Annotated in this window: 17 protein-coding genes and 1 pseudogene; 13 read left to right on the forward strand and 5 right to left on the reverse strand. The window is 40.0% G+C overall.

The genetic code is table 11. The features are described 5' to 3' along the window. Positions 1 to 220: 220 nt before the first annotated feature. The 13 genes from C7H79_RS03205 (at position 221) to C7H79_RS03265 (ending at position 14,151) form a co-directional block, all read left to right on the forward strand. Positions 221 to 1,792, forward strand: a complete 1,572-nt coding sequence (locus C7H79_RS03205) for a hybrid sensor histidine kinase/response regulator (RefSeq protein ID WP_106705853.1) — start codon at positions 221 to 223, stop codon at positions 1,790 to 1,792. Positions 1,793 to 1,808: 16 nt separating this feature from the next. Further along, positions 1,809 to 2,441 (forward strand): response regulator, encoded by a 633-nt coding sequence (locus C7H79_RS03210; RefSeq protein ID WP_106705854.1) that lies wholly within the window; start codon positions 1,809 to 1,811, stop codon positions 2,439 to 2,441. 150 nt (positions 2,442 to 2,591) lie between these two features. Then, entirely contained in the window at positions 2,592 to 4,295 is a 1,704-nt protein-coding gene (locus C7H79_RS03215) for a GGDEF domain-containing protein (RefSeq protein ID WP_106705855.1), read from the forward strand. Positions 4,296 to 4,498: 203 nt separating this feature from the next. Further along, complete coding sequence (locus tag C7H79_RS03220) at positions 4,499 to 5,299, forward strand: GGDEF domain-containing protein (protein ID WP_106705856.1); 801 nt, start codon at positions 4,499 to 4,501, stop codon at positions 5,297 to 5,299. A gap of 156 nt (positions 5,300 to 5,455) precedes the next feature. Then, positions 5,456 to 6,694: an EAL and HDOD domain-containing protein gene (locus C7H79_RS03225; RefSeq protein WP_106705857.1), complete on the forward strand. Its 1,239-nt coding sequence runs from the start codon at positions 5,456 to 5,458 to the stop codon at positions 6,692 to 6,694. Positions 6,695 to 7,042: 348 nt separating this feature from the next. Further along, entirely contained in the window at positions 7,043 to 7,627 is a 585-nt protein-coding gene (locus C7H79_RS03230) for a hypothetical protein (RefSeq protein WP_106705858.1), read from the forward strand. A 65-nt stretch (positions 7,628 to 7,692) separates the two neighbouring features. Then, the gene (locus C7H79_RS03235) at positions 7,693 to 8,058 is read left to right on the forward strand and encodes a response regulator (protein ID WP_106705859.1); all 366 of its coding nucleotides are present in this window, start codon (positions 7,693 to 7,695) and stop codon (positions 8,056 to 8,058) included. A 137-nt stretch (positions 8,059 to 8,195) separates the two neighbouring features. Further along, positions 8,196 to 10,349, forward strand: a complete 2,154-nt coding sequence (gene cheA, locus C7H79_RS03240; protein WP_106705860.1) for a chemotaxis protein CheA — start codon at positions 8,196 to 8,198, stop codon at positions 10,347 to 10,349. Between the two features lie 209 nt (positions 10,350 to 10,558). Then, entirely contained in the window at positions 10,559 to 11,416 is an 858-nt protein-coding gene (locus tag C7H79_RS03245) for a CheR family methyltransferase (protein ID WP_106705861.1), read from the forward strand. 10 nt (positions 11,417 to 11,426) lie between these two features. Beyond that, positions 11,427 to 12,038, forward strand: a complete 612-nt coding sequence (cheD, locus tag C7H79_RS03250; RefSeq protein WP_106705862.1) for a chemoreceptor glutamine deamidase CheD — start codon at positions 11,427 to 11,429, stop codon at positions 12,036 to 12,038. Positions 12,039 to 12,075: 37 nt separating this feature from the next. Further along, complete coding sequence (locus C7H79_RS03255) at positions 12,076 to 13,155, forward strand: protein-glutamate methylesterase/protein-glutamine glutaminase (protein WP_106705863.1); 1,080 nt, start codon at positions 12,076 to 12,078, stop codon at positions 13,153 to 13,155. Positions 13,156 to 13,343: 188 nt separating this feature from the next. After that, positions 13,344 to 13,703, forward strand: coding sequence for an NlpC/P60 family protein (locus C7H79_RS03260; protein ID WP_242447115.1), 360 nt, complete (start codon positions 13,344 to 13,346; stop codon positions 13,701 to 13,703). Positions 13,704 to 13,848: 145 nt separating this feature from the next. Continuing rightward, positions 13,849 to 14,151: a DUF4389 domain-containing protein gene (locus C7H79_RS03265; protein ID WP_106705865.1), complete on the forward strand. Its 303-nt coding sequence runs from the start codon at positions 13,849 to 13,851 to the stop codon at positions 14,149 to 14,151. Here C7H79_RS03265 and C7H79_RS17850 read toward each other — a convergent pair. From C7H79_RS17850 to C7H79_RS19665, 5 genes and pseudogenes are all read right to left on the reverse strand, one after another. Then, positions 14,071 to 14,439, reverse strand: a complete 369-nt coding sequence (locus tag C7H79_RS17850; protein ID WP_172592334.1) for a hypothetical protein — start codon at positions 14,437 to 14,439, stop codon at positions 14,071 to 14,073. The two genes, C7H79_RS03265 and C7H79_RS17850, sit on opposite strands and share 81 nt — an antisense overlap. Continuing rightward, entirely contained in the window at positions 14,411 to 14,650 is a 240-nt protein-coding gene (locus C7H79_RS03270; RefSeq protein WP_106705866.1) for a hypothetical protein, read from the reverse strand. The genes C7H79_RS17850 and C7H79_RS03270 overlap by 29 nt, the downstream gene beginning before the upstream one ends. A 182-nt stretch (positions 14,651 to 14,832) precedes the next feature. After that, the gene (gene glmM / locus C7H79_RS03275; RefSeq protein WP_106705867.1) at positions 14,833 to 16,194 is read right to left on the reverse strand and encodes a phosphoglucosamine mutase; all 1,362 of its coding nucleotides are present in this window, start codon (positions 16,192 to 16,194) and stop codon (positions 14,833 to 14,835) included. A gap of 31 nt (positions 16,195 to 16,225) precedes the next feature. Next, positions 16,226 to 16,507 (reverse strand): annotated as a pseudogene (locus C7H79_RS03280) (hypothetical protein); the annotation flags it as partial. Positions 16,508 to 16,911: 404 nt separating this feature from the next. Beyond that, on the reverse strand, positions 16,912 to 18,384 hold the full coding sequence (locus tag C7H79_RS19665; protein ID WP_106705868.1) for a sensor histidine kinase: 1,473 nt from the start codon (positions 18,382 to 18,384) through the stop codon (positions 16,912 to 16,914). Positions 18,385 to 18,388: the final 4 nt, after the last annotated feature.

The raw sequence follows: 18,388 nt of genomic DNA on the forward strand, positions 1-18,388 counted from the left end.
AGGCAAGCACCGTTGATTGCAGTTATCGGAAATCATTTTCAAAAGTTTAGGATTATACTTTTGTGCGATTTGCCTAATTATTTGGTTAATATCATCTATTCGTGGTATAAAATGTTTTCTTTTCATGAAATTATTCAGTAGAATCTTATAAAAATACAGGTGGTTAATTTTGTAATTTAACTTTTAAGGTTATATCGGCTTCATTCAATGAGGGGCTGAGATGGTTCATGAAGAAAAATTAAAAATATTATTGATTGAGCATTCTGCACAGGATGCTGAAAGGGTTCTGGAAATACTTTTGCGCAGCGGTTTTCAAACAGATTGCTTGTGCGTTGCTACGGTTGAAGATTTTCTGAATGCTCTGAGACTTCAGGATTGGAATCTGATTCTATCTGATTATGCTTCGCCCCATCTGGGTGCGCATAACGTTATTGAATTGATAAAAAATCAAGGATTAGATATACCTGTAATTATTATTTCAAGTGATGTCGGTGAAGAAACGGCCGATTACATCATGGCCTTAGGCGCTTATGATTTTATGATGAAGGACAATCTTGCGAGATTAGTACCGGTAATCAGACGCAGTTTGTCTGAAGTAAAGAATTACCAGCGCTTTATTTCTGCACAAGCTGCTTTGCAAAAGAGTGAAGCGCTTTTTCAGGCAATCACCTCCAATCTTCCCGGCGTAGTGTTCCAATTTCAGTTGAGTAAAGATAATCAAGCCAAGTTTCCATATGTCAGCGATGCAAGTGAAACACTACTCGGATTATCACCTCAAAAGCTAATGGGTAACCCGGAGCTTTTTCCAGCATTGATTTTAGCTGAAGACAAGGAATCCTATCGTCAATTGATGCTGACATCAGCCGAACGACTTTCAACCTGGAACTGGGAAGGTTGTATTCAAGTGAAAGGAGATAGTGATATCAAATGGGTCAGTTTACGTGCAACACCCAGAAGGATGCCCAATGGGGACATGCTGTGGGATGGAATCATGATAAACATAACGCGTAATAAACTGGCTGAACGCGAAATCGCACGTTCTCGCGAACAATTAGCTGAGCTGTCTTCATATCTGCAGAAAGTTAAGGAGCAGGAGCGGGCTCGAATTGCACGTGAAATTCATGATGACATTGGTGGAACCTTAACAGCCATTAAATGTGAGTTATTCCCCTGTATCGACAAGTCAGTAAGAAATCTCGAATTTTATCAACAGAAAGCGAGATCTGTTGAATCACTAGTTGATCGTGTAATCGATAGTACTAGGCGTATTTCTCTTGATTTGCGTCCCGGAATTCTTGATTGTGGAATAGTAGCGGCTGTTCAATGGCAGGCAAAAGAATTTAGTAACCGTACAGGCATTATTTGCAGGGTATCATGCGACAGTGATGAAATATCTTTAGATGCGGATTTGGCCATAGCGATTTTTCGGGTATTTCAGGAAACACTGACAAATATTTCCAAACACGCCAATGCATCACGTATTCATGTGGAGCTTATTGAATTGGAGGGACTTATTTTGCTGGAAGTGATAGATGATGGGCGTGGTATTACTGTAAGCGATATGGAAAAACAAGATTCATTTGGTATCCGCGGAATGCGTGAACGATGTCTGCAATTAAAGGGAAATTTCCATATTTCTGGAGAATCGGAAAAAGGAACAAAGGTGACGATTCTGATACCGACAGGAAGTCTGGAAGATCAGTCTGAGCAAGCGTTCAATTTAAACAACAAGTTTAAAGAACTTTCGCAATCAGAGTTCATTAAGAAGAGAAAGCAAATTTCTCGACTTTAAGTAGTCGGAGGTATCCATGATTAGTGTAATGATTGCTGATGATCATGCAATTGTTCGTCAAGGCTTGAAACAAATATTGAGTGAAACTGATGATATCAAAGTGACTGGGGAAGCGGAAACAGGTTTCCAAGCAATCAAAATTGCGCGACAGCATGACTTCAATGTCATGTTGTTGGATATTTCCCTGCCAGATAGAAACGGTATTGAAATTCTAAAACAGATAAAGAAAGATAGGCCGAGTCTGGCAGTATTGATGCTTAGTATGCACAATGAGCACGAATTCGCTATTCGTGCATTAAAAGCGGGCGCATCAGGTTATCTGAACAAACAAAGTGCGCCGGCACAGCTAGTAGTGGCTATTCGACAAGTCGCAGCGGGTGATAAGTATGTCAGCCCTGTGGTTGCTCAAGAACTGGCTAATATCATTAACTCTGATACCGATAAACCTCTCCACGCTACTTTATCCGATCGAGAGTATCAAACGCTGTGCTTTATTGCAGCGGGTAAAACTTTGTCTGAGATATCGCTAGAGATGTTTCTGAGTCCTAAAACAGTCAGTGTTTATCGTGCACGTCTACTGGAAAAACTCAAGCTGACAAACAATTCAGAGTTAATTCGCTATGCGATAAAAAATAAATTGGTTGATTGATTTTAGAGTTGAAGATGCCAGTGCGATTGGCCCAATATTAAATTGGCTTTTGCTTATTCGTTTCGATGAGTATTCATGTTTTTGTGGATTGGTCGATATTTCTAACCTTAGAATTAATGACTCAGTTTATTTAAATCTTGACCCATTATTATGAAGAATTCTAATCCAATTGATGTTGCGCGCGAAACATTGCGGCAACTCACGTCATTAAAAATTCCGCCAACTCCGGATAATTACCACAAGCTATATGATCAGATTTCCGGGAATCCTGAAACTGGCGCAGGTTCCTTAGTTCCAGAATCAACGAATCAGGAATTGATCAAAGCAAATGAATTAATTGATCCTGTCGCAGCATGGGGAGATACGATCGAAGCATTATTGAAGCAGTTGGAAAATAAGCAGGGTGAATTGACAGTTGCAAAAAAAAAAGAAGGTGTTTATCGGGTACTGGCTAAGTTTTCAAAAAATTCAAATCAATTGTATCTTAAGCTCAATGCATTGATCGATTCTTGGGAGGTGTTGGCGCCCACAATGCAAGAATTTTCTAAGGGCGAATCAGTAAAAAACACTTCATCACAAATCAACTCAAATACACTGGATTCTCGGGCATCGCAAGTAGTTTCAGAACACAATCATCTGCTTAGTACTTTTACTGATCAGTTACTGGAATTGTTGTCTCAAATTTTAGAGCATGTGGTTGCTAAACAAATTGAGGATATTACTCTGAATGAAGAAGTGAGGGTGCTGGCATACCAGGTGCGTAAGATTCAAAATATATCTGATATGGAAAGGTTTGTAGCTGATTTTAAGCAGTTTTACAGAAAATTTGATGTGTATGGTGAGAATGGATTTAAGCTAAAAGAAGGCTTGCTGAAATTACTTAAGATGCTTATGAATAGCACCGGTGAGTTACTTGCCGAAGATCAATGGGTTGGAACTCGGATTAATAAATTGCGGGACACTATCTCCAAACCTCTGGATCTTCAAGTCATTCAGCAAGCTGAACATTATCTGGAGGAGATCACACAAAGGCAGGAAATAATCAGACGTAATCTGAATGAAGCCAAGATGACGCTGAAGTTGATGGTGGCATCCCTGATTACAAATATCGAAGAGCTAAGTGATACTACTGGAGAGTACCAGATTAGACTGGAGCAATATTCAGAAAGAATCAATAAGACTGATGATATCAAAGAACTTAATCAACTGCTTGGATTGATTATGGAAGAAACCAAGCAGATGCAGAAAAATGCGTTAACGTATCGAGATGATTTTCTTGTTTCTCGTGCAGAGGCTAGTTTGGCGCAAAGCAAAATCGATCAGCTCGAAACCGAATTGATAGAAATGGGTGAAAAAGTTCATGAAGATCATTTGACCGGGATACTTAACCGGCGAGGTTTGGATGCTGCTTTTACGCGAGAAGTTTCCCGTTCAATGCGCCATCAGAGTCCGTTAAGTTATGCATTGTTGGATATTGATAATTTCAAGCAACTTAACGATACGCATGGCCATAAAGTAGGCGATGATGCACTGAAATATTTGGTTGAGTCGGTTAAAGATACTACGCGCCCCGAGGACATTGTATCGAGATATGGTGGTGAGGAATTTGTAATTTTGCTTCCTAACACAAACCTTGAGGAAGCAGTTCAAATATTGTCTAGAATCCGACGAAATTTAACCAAGAAGTTTTTTTTGCATGAGAACAAACGATTGCTAATAACTTTTAGCGCAGGTGTTGCGCAGCTTAGGTCAGGTGAATCGCAAGAAAGTATTTTTAAGCGTGCTGATGAAGCTTTGTATCGTGCAAAAAAAGGCGGTAAAAATCAAATTCTCGAAGCAGAGCAAGTTATTTAATCTATTGCTAATTAATCCATCGATTGTTTTGGTCGGTAAATAGTACCGATTTCCCTTTTTATTCATTAAATCTGTTCCGGGTGGATTCTGTTAACTTTGCAGACAGACAGTCCATACCAGGATGGGTTCTCCTTCGCAATCCAACGAATTACCCCTGACTGGCTTAGTCTGACATCTTATGTCGTCAATTCAGGAGGGTAACAATGCAAGAAGCTATTGATCATAAACAAAAAAGAACGCTGAGATTGGTTAAATCGGCTAATGTTATTCGCAATGAGCATAAACCTATGGTTGATTCTGAAGATTATTATAAGCAAGTAGAGAATTATGCTGAACAAATCCGTAAAACACGTAATGCTGATGAAATCATTCGAATTCTGGATGTGGTGCTTTCCGAGACTCGAGGATTGAAGTTTAGTGATGAAGTTTTTGCTGCACAGGAACAGGTCAAACGAGCAGAACAGAAGATTGAATTATTGAAGGGTGAATTGGAGCAACTGAGAGAGCTCGTGCAGACAGATCAAATGACGGGCGCATTCAATCGTCGTGGTCTTGATGAAATTTTTAAACGAGAGGCAGCGCGTGCAGACAGAAATGCGCAATCGCTGGGGGTAGTTCTTATTGATCTGGATGATTTTAAGAGAATTAATGATGATTTTGGCCATCAATACGGAGATAGCGTATTAATCAACTTCGTCACCGTCGCGAAGGAAACATTAAGGCCTTCTGATATCGTCGCACGTTTTGGCGGGGAGGAATTTGTGATTTTATTGCCTGAAGTTGAGATAGCAGATGCATTAACTATTATTCAACGGTTACAAAATAATTTGGCAAAGAATTTCACTTTGCAAGTCGATAACCAATCAATGCCTATAACTTTTAGTGCTGGCGTTGCATTGCGTTCATTTGGGGAACATCAGAGTTCGGTGCTAAGTCGTGCTGATAAAGCGCTTTATCAAGCAAAGCAAACTGGGAAAAACCGAGCAATTCCTGCTTTGTGCTAACTATGTACCTATGAACTTTATGGAAAATAATTTATTTTCAAATAAATAAAACTCAAATAAGGTATCTAATTTGTAATGAAGAAAGCTAAAGAAACAAATAAGAGAGCCGATGTTCTTGAACGTTTCTTTAAACGCTTGGTTAATATGGGGGAGTAAATGGAAGGTTTCTTTCTTGGACGGCAGCCTATTCTGGATCGTAATCAAAATCTAGTAGCCTTTGAATTACTGTTTAGGCAGGATGAGACTGATGAGAAAGCCAGTATTACTAATGATCTATCCGCGTCCGCAAATGTCATCATCAATGCTTATTGTCAACTAGGCATCCAGAATGTATTGGGTAAACAGCGAGGTTTTATCAATGCGGATCCAGAATTAGTTATGAGCGACATTATTAGTCTATTGCCCAGCAAGCATGTTGTGCTCGAAATAAAAGAAACAGCAATTGTGACAGCAGAGTTTATGCAGCGATGTAAGGAGTTAAAACAGAAAGGATATCAATTTGCACTAGATAGTATCGTTGCAATGAATCAAAAGGTAGAGCAATTGCTACCATTGGTCAGTGTGGTTAAGGTAAATGTTCTTGAACTTGAGAAGGCTGAGCTTTCTAAACTTGTAGCTGAATTGAATCGTTGGCCAGTATTGCTATTAGCGCTAAAAGTGGAAAGTCGCGAACAGGAAAATTACTGTATGCAACTGGGGTTTCAGATGTTTCAAGGATATTATTTTGCAAAACCTGAAGTGCTGACGGTAAAAAGAGCTGACCCAGGAAAACTATCGCTATTGAAATTATTGACATTAGTTATGGGTGATAGTGATATTGAAGAAATAGAGAAAGAGTTTAAGCATCAACCGGGATTAAGTTATAACTTAATGCGAATGGTAAATTCGGTGGCAAACGGGCTTCCGCAAAAAATCAATTCCATAAAGCAGGCCATTATGATCATGGGGCGAAAGCAACTGCAGAGATGGGTGCAACTGTTACTTTATACGGCTGATCAGTCTAATGGAAATATGTCTAGTGCTTTAATGCAAACAGCAGCAGCTCGGGGCAAATTAATGGAATTAATCGCAGCAGTAGAACGTCCACATGATAAAACTCACCAAGAAAGAGCATTTATGGTAGGGATATTATCCTTACTTGATGTGGTTCTTGGCATTGAGATGCAGCAAATTGTCGACAAGTTAGGCATTCCGGATGATATGAGCCAAGCATTATTAGTTAGAGAAGGGCGTTTGGGTCATGAACTGAAGTTAATTGAAGCAAATGAAAAGGGTGAGGTAGCTGTTATTCAATTGATATTAGCTGGGCTTGGTTTTCTGAGTTTGAGTGAACTGGCGAATATCGAAATACAAGCAATTGGATGGGCTAATCGAATTGGTGAAGTTGCCAATTGATTAAACAGCCTGTGTAAGTCAAATATAATTTTAAATCTGAGAATTGATATATAACTAATTCGTTCTGCGTGATGTTTTATATATGGCAAGAAATTCTGCCGAAATATTTATTTTGTTCATGACGGTTGATGACATGTTACTTGCTGCGTAGCTTGTATGCAGTTATTACTTGAATCCGCCTTGTTTAATGTTAAAAGGTTTTAATGCGACAAAGATTTACCTGGTTATGTTTTTAAGCCCAGGAGTCTGCCAAATTCTGCGTATAGATCTTTACATAAACAATATGTTATATACATTGAGTGATAGTATTAATAGCCTTGAATAAAATTAGTAACGAGGAAAAAAGTTATGACTGAACTGCGATCAGTTAGTGGCAAGCCTGATAAAAAAATTGAAGATAAATTAATGCTGGAAGATAAGGAAGAAGTTATCTGTGATAGCGCAGTCGATGAATACTTTTTGGGTATCAAAGGAGACTTAAATCAAGCCGATAGATTAGTGAGTGATGCAGTCAATAATTTAGTTATTAACTTTAGATGTATAGATGAATTAACAAAATCTTATCATGAGTTGGTTTTAGCGATTGAAAAAATGACCCTTTCTGAAGGATGTGGCTCTATCACTGGATTATTGGAGAAACAAATGGTTATTGCTAATCGAATTGAGCAAGAACTAGAAATGGCAATCATTTCGTTGCAATTCGGAGATCTAGTATCACAATTACTCGCACACACTTCACGTCAAGTAAAAATGTTAAACGTTGAATTGGAATGTTTTGATAGGCAAGGCGATTGGCAGGGAAAAACTGAAAAGAAGACCATTGATTCAATACACTCAGCAGTTTCTAAAGCAGTTAATGTAGTAAAGAATAAAAGCAGAGATAAACCAGTTGTGCAGCAAGGTATGCAGATGGGAGATATTGATATTTTTTAACATAATGGTAGGTGCAAAAATTTTTATCAAGAAAATTAGTTATATCAGTAGGAGGATTAAAGTAAATGATTAAGACGATACTTGCAGTGGATGATTCTGCATCAATCCGGCAAATGGTTGCTTTTACGCTTAAAGGGGCAGGTTATGAGGTCATTCAAGCTGTTGATGGTCAGGATGCATTAGATAAAGCTAATTCTCATCAGGTTAATCTCGTTTTAACCGATATTAATATGCCACGCATGGATGGGTTAAAACTACTGGAGCTGTTACGAAAATTAGCACAATACAAAAATATTCCTATCTTGATACTGACTACAGAATCTGGCGATGAAATCAAAGCTAAAGGCAGAGCCGCAGGGGCAACCGGTTGGTTAGTGAAGCCGTTTGATCCCAAACGACTACTGGAAGTAATCGGCAAAGTTATTAGTTAGAAAGTAATATTGTCAATCAAATTGTTAGTGCTAAATAATTGTATAATTTCATTGGGTTAAAGTTTTTTTTGTGTCTATTATTCAGCTGCTTTCTTTAAAGCGCTAGCCGAACAATTCAACTTGAAATAAGGCTTTCTATGAGTACAGATCTCGAACAGTTTTATGAAATATTTTTTGAGGAGTCCTCAGAATTACTTGCGGACATGGAGGCATGCTTACTTAGACTTGATGTGAATTCACCGGATTTGGAAGATTTAAACGCAATTTTTCGTGCTGCTCATTCTATTAAAGGTGGGGCGGGTACATTTGGTTTTGCAGATATGACGGAGATGACGCATATGTTGGAAACACTACTTGATAGACTACGCAGGGGAGAACTTAAAGTACGTAGCGAGATGGTCGATGCATTTTTGAAAGCCGGAGATGTCATCAAAGCACAATTGGCCGGGCATCGTGGAGAAGGACAAGCTGATCCCGCTGTTGCTGAGTCAGTGTGTGAGGAGCTTAAGAAACTAAGTGAGGATTCGCAGGAAGCCGTTTTAGTAGTTGATACAATGGCTACTAATTTTGATACTCAAGCTAATTCAATGCCGCAAGCAAATGATGTTGCACAACTGAATTTTAATATCGAGTTTTCCGGTACGGACTTGAATAGTGCAACAATTGAGAATTTACTTGCTAATCTGAAGGGACTGGGAAGTCTGGAAAATCTTACACCTGAAAATTCAGAGGGCCGTTATAAATTAGCGCTGACCACGAGTAATAGTGAAGAAGATGTTTGGGAGAATTTGGCTTTCTTAGTTGATCCTGCAAGTCTTAAAATTGAAACGATTCCGTTTGATAACGCGCGGGCCAGAGTAGCAACAGAAGTCGGGTTCCTAAATGAATCAGTCAGCAATGCTGAATTTTTAGTAGCAGAAGATGAATTAACGTGTGCGTTGCCCCCTGCTCCTGGTTATGGATTTTTCCCTGGAGCGCCCGCGGCACCAAAAGATATAGAAGATTCGGAAACTAATTCGAGAAAGACGCAATTGCATAATGCAAGCAATAGCAAAAGTGAACCTCAACTTTTACCGACTAAATCATCTGGTAAAGCCAATGTAGCAACTTCTGCTAGTGAAACTTCGTCGATCAGAGTCAGTATAGAGAGAGTTGATCAAATGATTAATCTGGTTGGAGAATTAGTAATTACGCAAGCAATGCTTACACAAACCGCATCTCAATACGATCCAGTACTTTTTGAAAAACTGCATAGCGGAATGAGTCAATTAGAGCGAAATACGCGAGATTTGCAAGAATCCGTGATGTCAATCCGTATGATGCCAATCAGTTTTGTATTTAGCAGATATCCACGAGTTGTCCGTGATTTGGCAGCGAAACTGAATAAACGAGTGGAGTTGAAGACTGTTGGTGAGAATACAGAACTTGATAAAGGGCTAATCGAAAAAATTGCTGATCCCTTAACTCACTTAGTCAGAAATAGTCTGGATCATGGTATAGAAGTGGCGGAGAAACGTATAGCGGCCGGTAAGCCCGCACAGGGCACAATAACACTTCGAGCTTTTCATCAGGGAGGGAGTATTGTTATCGAGGTTAGCGATGATGGCGCAGGATTAAATAAAGAGAAAATTCTTGCTAAAGCAAAAGAACGCGGCTTACCTGTGCATGATGGAATGACTGATCAGGAAGTCTGGTTACTGATATTTGAAGCCGGCTTTTCAACAGCAGATCAAGTTACAGATGTGTCTGGCCGTGGTGTCGGCATGGATGTGGTGAAACGCAATATACAAAGTCTGGGTGGGCGTATCGACATTGAGTCGGCTTTTGGAGTTGGTACGCGTATATCCATTCGCCTACCACTCACGCTCGCCATACTTGATGGATTGTCTGTGGTTGTTGGGGATCAAATGTTTATTGTGCCGTTAAATTATATAACCGAGTCATTGCAACCGACAGCTACCGATATTAAAACAGTGAGTGGGCAAGGGCGTGTAGTGCAAGTGCGAGGTGAATATCTCCCAGTGATTGCATTACATGAGTTTTTCAATTTGCGTCCTAACGTAACAGAGATTCATAAAGGAATTCTTGTGATCCTTGAGGCAGAGGGGCATAAAGCGGCATTATTTGTGGATGATTTGGTTGGACAACACCAGGTTGTTATCAAGAGTCTTGAAAGTAATTACCGCAGAGTTCAGGGCGTTTCAGGTGCGACTATTATGGGGGATGGTAAAGTGGCACTTATTCTTGATACCGCAGCTTTAGTAATGGCATCACAGCAGGAACTTGTATAGGAGAAGGCTTATTAAGGGATGCGCGCCAAAACGAGTGACACGAATTTTGTACCCGCATGCGTTCCTCGTATTCTCGATAAAATGAATTGTACTAGGCTCCGGCTTAATATGGGCGTTGCTTTTGTCAAAGAATTGAGCTTACGCTCAATGTTTTGTGATGCTTGAAATAGTTCTGAAGTTGGTATCTTCTCTTGCTTGTGGATGGGTAAATGGAATTAATTACTGATATTGAAGAAAACTCTGAAAGTAAAACGCGAGAATATACTTTTACTCAGGCTGATTTTGAGCGAGTTAGAAAGCTGATATATAAACATGCGGGTATTTCACTTTCTACAGGTAAGCAGAACATGGTTTACAGTCGACTTGCCAGGCGACTGCGTGCGACTGGATTTGATAACTTTGATGAATACTTGGATTACTTAGAACGTGAAAACCCGGAAGAATGGGAGGCATTTACAAATGCCCTGACTACAAATCTTACGGCTTTTTTTCGTGAGCAGCATCATTTTCCCATTCTTGAGAAACATATTGTACAACGCAAAAATCAAAATAAAATTCAACTTTGGTGCAGTGCGTCGTCTACAGGTGAAGAACCCTATTCAATAGCTATGGCAATGATACAGGCATTTAAGTCTTTTACTCCGCCAGTTCATATTTTGGCGACGGACTTAGATACTGATGTGCTCGCAAAAGCGCAAATGGGTATTTATCCACAGGAAAAGTTAGAAAAAATTTCTAAAGAGAAACTTAAACAGTTCTTTCTGAGAGGTAAAGGTTCTCATGCTGGATCGGCAAGAGTACGTCCCGAGTTACGAAATATGATTACATTCCGTCAATTGAATTTGCTCGACGAGAAGTGGCTGATTAGAGGCCCATTTGATGCGATATTTTGCCGCAATGTAATGATTTATTTTGATAAACAGACACAATACAAAATTCTCAAGAAATTCGTTCCTTTGCTGGCTTCTGATGGATTGTTGTTTGCCGGTCATTCCGAAAGTTTTCAACATGCTAATGATTTATTTAAGTTGCGTGAGAAAACAGTTTATGAGCTAGCTATTCGGTAGAGGTGATCATATGAGTGAGATCCTTGATGAGCAAGTAGCGAGCAATTTATATTTTGACAAAAGTTTTAACCACCAAGCTGTCAAATTGTTACCGGGCGAATATTATGTTACCGATAAAGACATGCTCTTGGTAACAGTGCTTGGTTCTTGTGTTGCAGCTTGTATACGTGACTGTTATAGCGGTATCGGTGGTATGAATCATTTTATGCTTCCGGATGGTGGTGCGGACGTGGGTAGCCCTTTGAATGCTTCAGCTCGCTATGGTACGTATGCGATGGAAATACTGATTAACCAATTGCTAAAATTGGGCGCCCGTCGGTGTAACCTTGAAGCCAAAGTGTTCGGCGGTGGTAATGTTTTGGATGGGCTAACGGTTGCAAATGTAGGTCAAAGAAATGCAGATTTTGTTTTAAAGTTTTTACAAACCGAAAGAATAAGAATTGTGGCTCAAGATTTAGTTGATATATTTCCACGCAAAGTCTATTTTTTCCCAAAAAATAGCAAAGTAATGGTGAAAAAATTGCGAAATATTCGTAACACCACCATTTCTGATCGCGAAAAGGAATATAGACAACGTTTACACAAAGTAGATAGTGGCGGAGATGTGGAATTATTTTCTTAGGATAAGTCTGCTTATTGAATTGCATTGAGTGCTTATAATGAAAAAAATCTCGGTTCTAGTCGTTGATGATTCAGCACTAATTCGTAAGTTATTGAGCGAAATTATTAATAACCAGCCGGATATGGAAGTCATTGGGGTCGCAGCTGATCCTCTGGCAGCACGCGAAATGATCCGAGCCAGGAATCCTGATGTGCTGACATTGGATGTTGAAATGCCTAAAATGGATGGGATTGATTTTCTGGAGAAATTGATGCGATTGAGGCCCATGCCGGTTGTCATGGTTTCAACTTTAACCGAAAGAGGTTCGGATGTAACTTTTCGTGCACTTGAGTTAGGTGCAGTTGATTTCGTGTCTAAACCTAAACTGGATATTGTGTCTGGATTGAAAGAGTATAGCAGTGAAATTGCAAATAAAATCCGTATAGCGAAATCAGCTAGATTTAAGCGACATTTGCCTTTGTCAGTTACAAAAAGCGCTACTGCAGATGCGGTTCTGCCAGTCATGTTAAATCATATTTCTTCGACCGAAAAGTTAATTATAGTAGGTGCTTCTACCGGCGGTACAGAGGCGATAAAAGAATTTCTGATGCACATGCCACCTGATTCACCGGGTATACTTGTTACTCAACACATGCCAGAGGGGTTCACTAAGTCATTTGCCCATCGGATGAATAGCCTATGCAAGATATCGGTAGTTGAAGCGGAGGGGGGGGAAAGAATATTACCAGGCCATGCTTACATTGCCCCAGGTCATTCACATTTATTGCTTAAGCGCAGTGGCGCAAATTATATGACCGAATTGAATCATGGTGAGCCAGTGAGTCGACATCGACCATCTGTTGATGTATTATTTCGATCAGCCGCAAATTTTGCAGGTAAAAATGCGATTGGTGTGATTCTGACGGGCATGGGAAAAGATGGCGCTGCAGGAATGTTGGAAATGCACCGGGCAGGAGCCTATAATTTTGCTCAAGATGAAGCTAGCTGTGTTGTTTTTGGGATGCCAAAAGAAGCTATTGCAGCGGGTGGTGTTAATGAGGTTGTATCATTAAAAGATATGGCCAGATGTGTTCTGACAAAATTATCCAATATGGGGTCGCATGGTAACCGCATTTAGCATGCGCTAGCTCCAGGTTTTGATTTGGGGTAAAAGAAAAAAGTACATTACCAATGAAAAGATCTTTTTTCCTACTTACTATTTTTATTTGTCTCAGTTTTATAGTTAGCTGTGGATCAATCCAGGAACGAAATGTTTCCCAATCTAATTATCGTATTGCGACCAATAAACCCCTGGATCCCAGCTACATGCGAAAAGTACTCTATTCTCATTATAATGAATGGCAAGGCGTGCGCTATCAATATGGTGGGCTTAGCCAACGTGGAATTGATTGCTCAGGTTTTGTGCATCTGACATTTAAATCAAAGCTAGGCACACATTTGCCTAGAACGACATGGATGCAGGCGAAAGTTGGGAGAGAAGTAAGAAAAAATGAGCTGAAAACTGGAGATTTGGTGTTCTTTAGAACTGGTAAAGCTTCAAATCATGTAGGAATTTATCTGGAGGGGAATAAGTTCTTGCATGTATCTCAAAAGAAAGGCGTCACAATATCACGACTTGATCATATCTATTGGAAATCCAATTACTGGAAATCCGTTCGTATCTAAATTAGAAATAAAATTGCATTAGTTTCCTTTTTATAGTTTGGCTTATTAACATGAGCTGGGAGCGAGAATCTCCTTTGGCAATTTCTTCTTGGTTCTGAACATAAGTATGTAACATGTAATCTGCACTTTATTGCAAGGAAATAAAATGGAAGAAGAAATCAAACAAAGATTACAAAATAAATATTTCTGGCAGCGTGGTCTTTATATTCTTTTCTTTATATTTATCTATGGATTATCTAATTCCTTAATCATCGCTATCGTTCTTTTTCAGTATGTTACTTTGATAGTAACTGGAAAAACAAACCCATTGTTACTTGGATTCAGTCAAAATCTAAGTGCTTATATTCATCAGATAATTAGCTTTCTGTCATTTAATGCCGATTTGCGCCCGTTCCCATTTAGCGCATGGCCGCAGGAGGCGGATTCGAATTCGAAGTGCAACCTTTGATGTCTGGTTTATCAGTCTTAATACTGACGACTCACTGAAGTTTGGCGGATTCGAATTCGAAGTGCAACCTTTGATGTCTGCCTCCAGTTCTAAAGCGATGGTTTCATGTTGCGAAAATTCCTTGCCAATAACGAATGTCACGGTATGGCATTTGTGTTTGTAAGGGCGTAATGGACTGTTGATCTTCGCAGTCACCCCGCGCTGTGTTTGCTGTGCAATTGGCCAGCCAGGACGGAACGCGATTTCCTTTCTGCCAGCGTTACAGCGCGCCCTGATGGTTCTTGCCAATTACTGTATCACCCCTCCCAATCGCCATACGAACACTCTGCTCAGTCATCTGCGGACGTTCATCAAAGCTGACCCGGTTAAGGATGGCGCCACGACGATCAAATCCGCTTGCATAAATAACGCTTGCGCCGTGGCTTCTGACAGCGCAAATGCCACTACAACTCGCCATTTTCCCGTTTGTCAGCGTAAATGTACTGATAGACGGTCTCATGACTTATTGACAATTCATTCTCCAGTTTAAGCCGGGCTGAAGCCTGCTCGGGATTCATGTGGTAATCCACCCAATTTTAATGCTTTGTTACCAAGTTTGATTCTTTCAAGAATCTTGAGCGTGAGTACAGATCGTGCACGGTGTCGAGATCGCATGAGCATGATTCGTTAGAAAATAATCGCTTATTCTTTGCTGGCGATTTGAACAACCTCAGCAATATGTTTAGCCCAGTAATCAATTTTTTGTTTTGATTTCCCTTCAACCATTACGCGAATAAGTGGCTCCGTTCCTGATGCTCTTATAAGAAGGCGTCCGTTATCTTTCAAATCAGTCTCGGCTTCTACTTGCGCCGCTTTAACAATTTTATTAGATCTGAAATCAAATGACTTGGGGATTTTTATATTAATCAATCGTTGTGGATAAAGTACGATGTCACGTGTGAATTGAGCCAAAGTTTTTCTGGTGTCACGTAACGCGTACAGTACTTGCAAAGCAGAGATAATGCCGTCACCGGTCGTATGCTTGTCCTTACAAACGATATGTCCAGAATTTTCGCCTCCAAGATACCATTTTTTCTCATGCAATAATTCTAGTACGTAACGATCACCGACATTGGCTCGGAGAAATGGAATGCTCATTTCTTTAAAACGATTTTCTATTGCAAGGTTAGTCATCAGAGTACCTACGACACCGCCTTCAAGCACTTTTCTTTGTTTACGATGTTTGGCGATGATATAAAGTAATTGATCGCCATCGTATAGTCTACCTTGTTTATCCACCATCATAAGACGGTCACCGTCGCCATCCAATGCAATGCCCAAGTCAGCATGGTTTTCCATAACAGATTTTTGTAATGTTGAACAATGAGTAGCTCCGCACTCAAGATTGATATTTAAACCATTAGGTTCCGCACCAATGGTAATAACTTCAGCTCCTAACTCGTGCATAACATGACTGGCAATATGGTAAGTGGCTCCATTGGCGCAATCAACGACCAGCTTTAATCCGCGAAGATCAAGATGATAAGGGAAAGAACTTTTGCAGAATTCAATATAACGGCCAGTTGCATCTTTAAGGCGTTGCACTTTCCCAAGCTTTTCTGAAGGCTTGGTTTCAATCGCTGCATCTATTAAAGATTCAATATTATGCTCCACGTCATCAGGTAATTTGCACCCATCGGCAGAAAAAAATTTGATGCCATTATCTTCGAATAGATTATGTGATGCGGAAATGACAATACCAGCTTGTAATCTCAGGGCACGAATTAGATAGGCAATGGCGGGCGTCGGCATGGGACCGGATAGGAGTACATTTACGCCTGCGGCACATAGGCCTGCTTCAAGTGCAGATTCGAGCATATAACCAGATATCCGCGTATCTTTACCAATCAGAACTGTTGGGCGCTCTCCTTCCATTAGATGCCAGTCGCCAGAAACCAGGGTCTTTCCGGCCGAATAACCTAAATGCATAAAGAAATCAGGTGTAATAGGATATTTACCTACCCGACCTCGTATACCATCAGTTCCAAAATATTTTTTAGTCATTTTATGAAAGTATTAATTAAAGATAAACAAATTACTGTAATGAATCGCCCCGGATTTTCTGGAGGCTTTTTGGTTTGAGTTGAACGATATCAGCCGACTCCCTCGGTTGGCAATAATATGCTTTTTCAAATTCAGACGGTGGAATATTTCCGATTGGTTTCTGTAATCGGCGATTGTTGAACCAATCGTCCTCTTCCAGGGTGGCGAATTCCACTTCACTAGTATTGCGCCAGGAGTCGCGATGTCGAATAACCTCTTTTTTGTATAATCTGTTAATCGTTTCTGCCAGCGCATTGTCATAAGAATCACTGACCACATCACTTCTGGTGTTCAAGCTCCAGCCGTACAGCTCGTTCCAGAATCTCCGTGGAATATCTCATTTGTTTTTTTCATTACTCTATCCTCTCAAGAAATAGAGTCTCCGGCAATCCCGGGGCGATTCAGTTGGACGCTTACCATCAAATACGAAGAGGCATATCTGTGCGCCTGCGATAAAGTAAGTGATGCAAAGCGAGGTTTAGAAAAATATTTCATGCCCTATAGCCGGAATAGACATCACACTGCGCTTGACGACAAAACTCAAAATGAGTTCTATTTGGAACCTGACTGCAATACAAAAAACAGCTCAAGCTTTAATCGCAAGGTTGTCACTTAGGCTATGGATTACCTGTCCAATCAAGTGAAGCTACTTCAACTGCACCCATTAGTTGGACTCAATTAAGAAAAATTGGCATCGGTTAAAGGTATTGATTTGGCACTTCCAGTTGCAATGGGTCTTTTTATAGTACCGAAGATAATCGTGAATGTAGTGCCTACTCCCGGTTCACTAGCAATCCTTATTTTCAATCGATTGTTTTCAGCCGCGATCTTGACGATCGACAAACCAATGCCGCTTGTTGCCTTGTTATGGAGCGCTGCTCTAGGAGAATAAAAATATTCGTTAAATATGTTGGGCAGATCCTTCTCTTCGATACCGATACCATGGTCGGTGATAGTAATGCTAGCATGCAAATTCTTCCGATCAATTAGAGATGAAATTTCAATGCTGGTATTTTCATGAGAATAGATGATTGCATTGGTAATGATGTTTTCTAGCAGTATTTCTAATTGATCAGGAATTACCTTGCAGATAAAGTTCTCAATAGATAAATTGAGTGCGACTTTTTTAGAGTTGGCAACTGGGGTCAATTTCTCAATACACTTTTGCAGGACGGCTTGAATTTCAACAGGTTCGAAAACTGCAGTGTTAAGACAGGTATCTTTTAATCGTTCCAGTCGGAGTAGATCAAGTATTAGAGCAGACATATTTTTTGCCCGATAATCCATTTGTGCCAGTGCAGTACTGACCTCTTGGGTTGTGTCACCCAAATAACCTTCTTTGATTAAATTTATTTTGCTGCGGATGGCATCAAGAGGAGATTTAAGTTGATGCGTAATTAACAATGCATATTGGTCTTTTTCAACTTGTGCCTGGTTAATTTGTCTATAAGCATCAAGAAGATGGTGCTCGTGAGCACGAACGATGAGAGAAAGCCTTGAGACCACATACCAAACAACAAGAAAAAGGATATCAAGAAAAAGCATCCATATTATAGCGCCATCTTTGCGCGCACTCTCAGACAAAAACTGAGTATTCAGCAGTGTAGAGAGCGGTGCTTGAGAGATTAGAAAATTATCAGCAAAGATTACGATAGAGTCCATGAAGCAGACTAGAATTGTGACATAGAGACTTTCACGGGTAGAAAAAAAGATACAGGCAAGAGCAATATGCAGTACGTAGAAAAAAGAAATGGGTGTGGAGGTGCTTCCAAAATAATGCACGACAACCGATAAGCAGATCAAGTCAACAATGATCTGAATCCATAAATTGATTGAAGGCGAGTTATATCTGCTTGGTTTGCAATGATCTAACGCGAAGATGTAAGCAATATTGGCTACAATCAGTACGATAATAATGGCAACAGGCCATTTTTGCTGTTCATTGATGCCTACTTGCGTCAACGCATCTGATGCTGAAAGCATCAGAATTTCGAAAAAAACCAGTGAAGCAATGAGTATCCAGCGGAAGGTGATGAACCAGCGGATATTACTAATCAGAACATCGTCGCTAAGCTTAAGCTTATCTCCCTTAATTTCAAGCAATATGCCTTGATTGCTGGGCTTATTCCAGGAAAATTCTATAATTGCCATACTA

The sequence above is a fragment of the Nitrosomonas supralitoralis genome, from assembly GCF_003011925.2.
GTDB classification, from domain to species: domain Bacteria; phylum Pseudomonadota; class Gammaproteobacteria; order Burkholderiales; family Nitrosomonadaceae; genus Nitrosomonas; species Nitrosomonas supralitoralis.

Excerpts from the sequence above, each read along its gene's own strand:
- C7H79_RS03230 (WP_106705858.1), top strand. The coding sequence starts at position 7,043 with ATGACTGAACTGCGATCAGTTAGTGGCAAGCCTGATAAAAAAATTGAA.
- cheD (WP_106705862.1), top strand. The coding sequence starts at position 11,427 with ATGAGTGAGATCCTTGATGAGCAAGTAGCGAGCAATTTATATTTTGAC.
- C7H79_RS03255 (WP_106705863.1), top strand. The coding sequence starts at position 12,076 with ATGAAAAAAATCTCGGTTCTAGTCGTTGATGATTCAGCACTAATTCGT.
- C7H79_RS03245 (WP_106705861.1), top strand. The coding sequence starts at position 10,559 with ATGGAATTAATTACTGATATTGAAGAAAACTCTGAAAGTAAAACGCGA.
- C7H79_RS19665 (WP_106705868.1), bottom strand. The coding sequence starts at position 18,384 with ATGGCAATTATAGAATTTTCCTGGAATAAGCCCAGCAATCAAGGCATA.
- C7H79_RS03210 (WP_106705854.1), top strand. The coding sequence starts at position 1,809 with ATGATTAGTGTAATGATTGCTGATGATCATGCAATTGTTCGTCAAGGC.
- C7H79_RS03225 (WP_106705857.1), top strand. The coding sequence starts at position 5,456 with ATGGAAGGTTTCTTTCTTGGACGGCAGCCTATTCTGGATCGTAATCAA.
- C7H79_RS03220 (WP_106705856.1), top strand. The coding sequence starts at position 4,499 with ATGCAAGAAGCTATTGATCATAAACAAAAAAGAACGCTGAGATTGGTT.
- C7H79_RS03265 (WP_106705865.1), top strand. The coding sequence starts at position 13,849 with ATGGAAGAAGAAATCAAACAAAGATTACAAAATAAATATTTCTGGCAG.
- C7H79_RS03205 (WP_106705853.1), top strand. The coding sequence starts at position 221 with ATGGTTCATGAAGAAAAATTAAAAATATTATTGATTGAGCATTCTGCA.
- C7H79_RS03235 (WP_106705859.1), top strand. The coding sequence starts at position 7,693 with ATGATTAAGACGATACTTGCAGTGGATGATTCTGCATCAATCCGGCAA.
- C7H79_RS03260 (WP_242447115.1), top strand. The coding sequence starts at position 13,344 with ATGCGAAAAGTACTCTATTCTCATTATAATGAATGGCAAGGCGTGCGC.
- glmM (WP_106705867.1), bottom strand. The coding sequence starts at position 16,194 with ATGACTAAAAAATATTTTGGAACTGATGGTATACGAGGTCGGGTAGGT.
- cheA (WP_106705860.1), top strand. The coding sequence starts at position 8,196 with ATGAGTACAGATCTCGAACAGTTTTATGAAATATTTTTTGAGGAGTCC.
- C7H79_RS03215 (WP_106705855.1), top strand. The coding sequence starts at position 2,592 with ATGAAGAATTCTAATCCAATTGATGTTGCGCGCGAAACATTGCGGCAA.
- C7H79_RS03270 (WP_106705866.1), bottom strand. The coding sequence starts at position 14,650 with ATGAGACCGTCTATCAGTACATTTACGCTGACAAACGGGAAAATGGCG.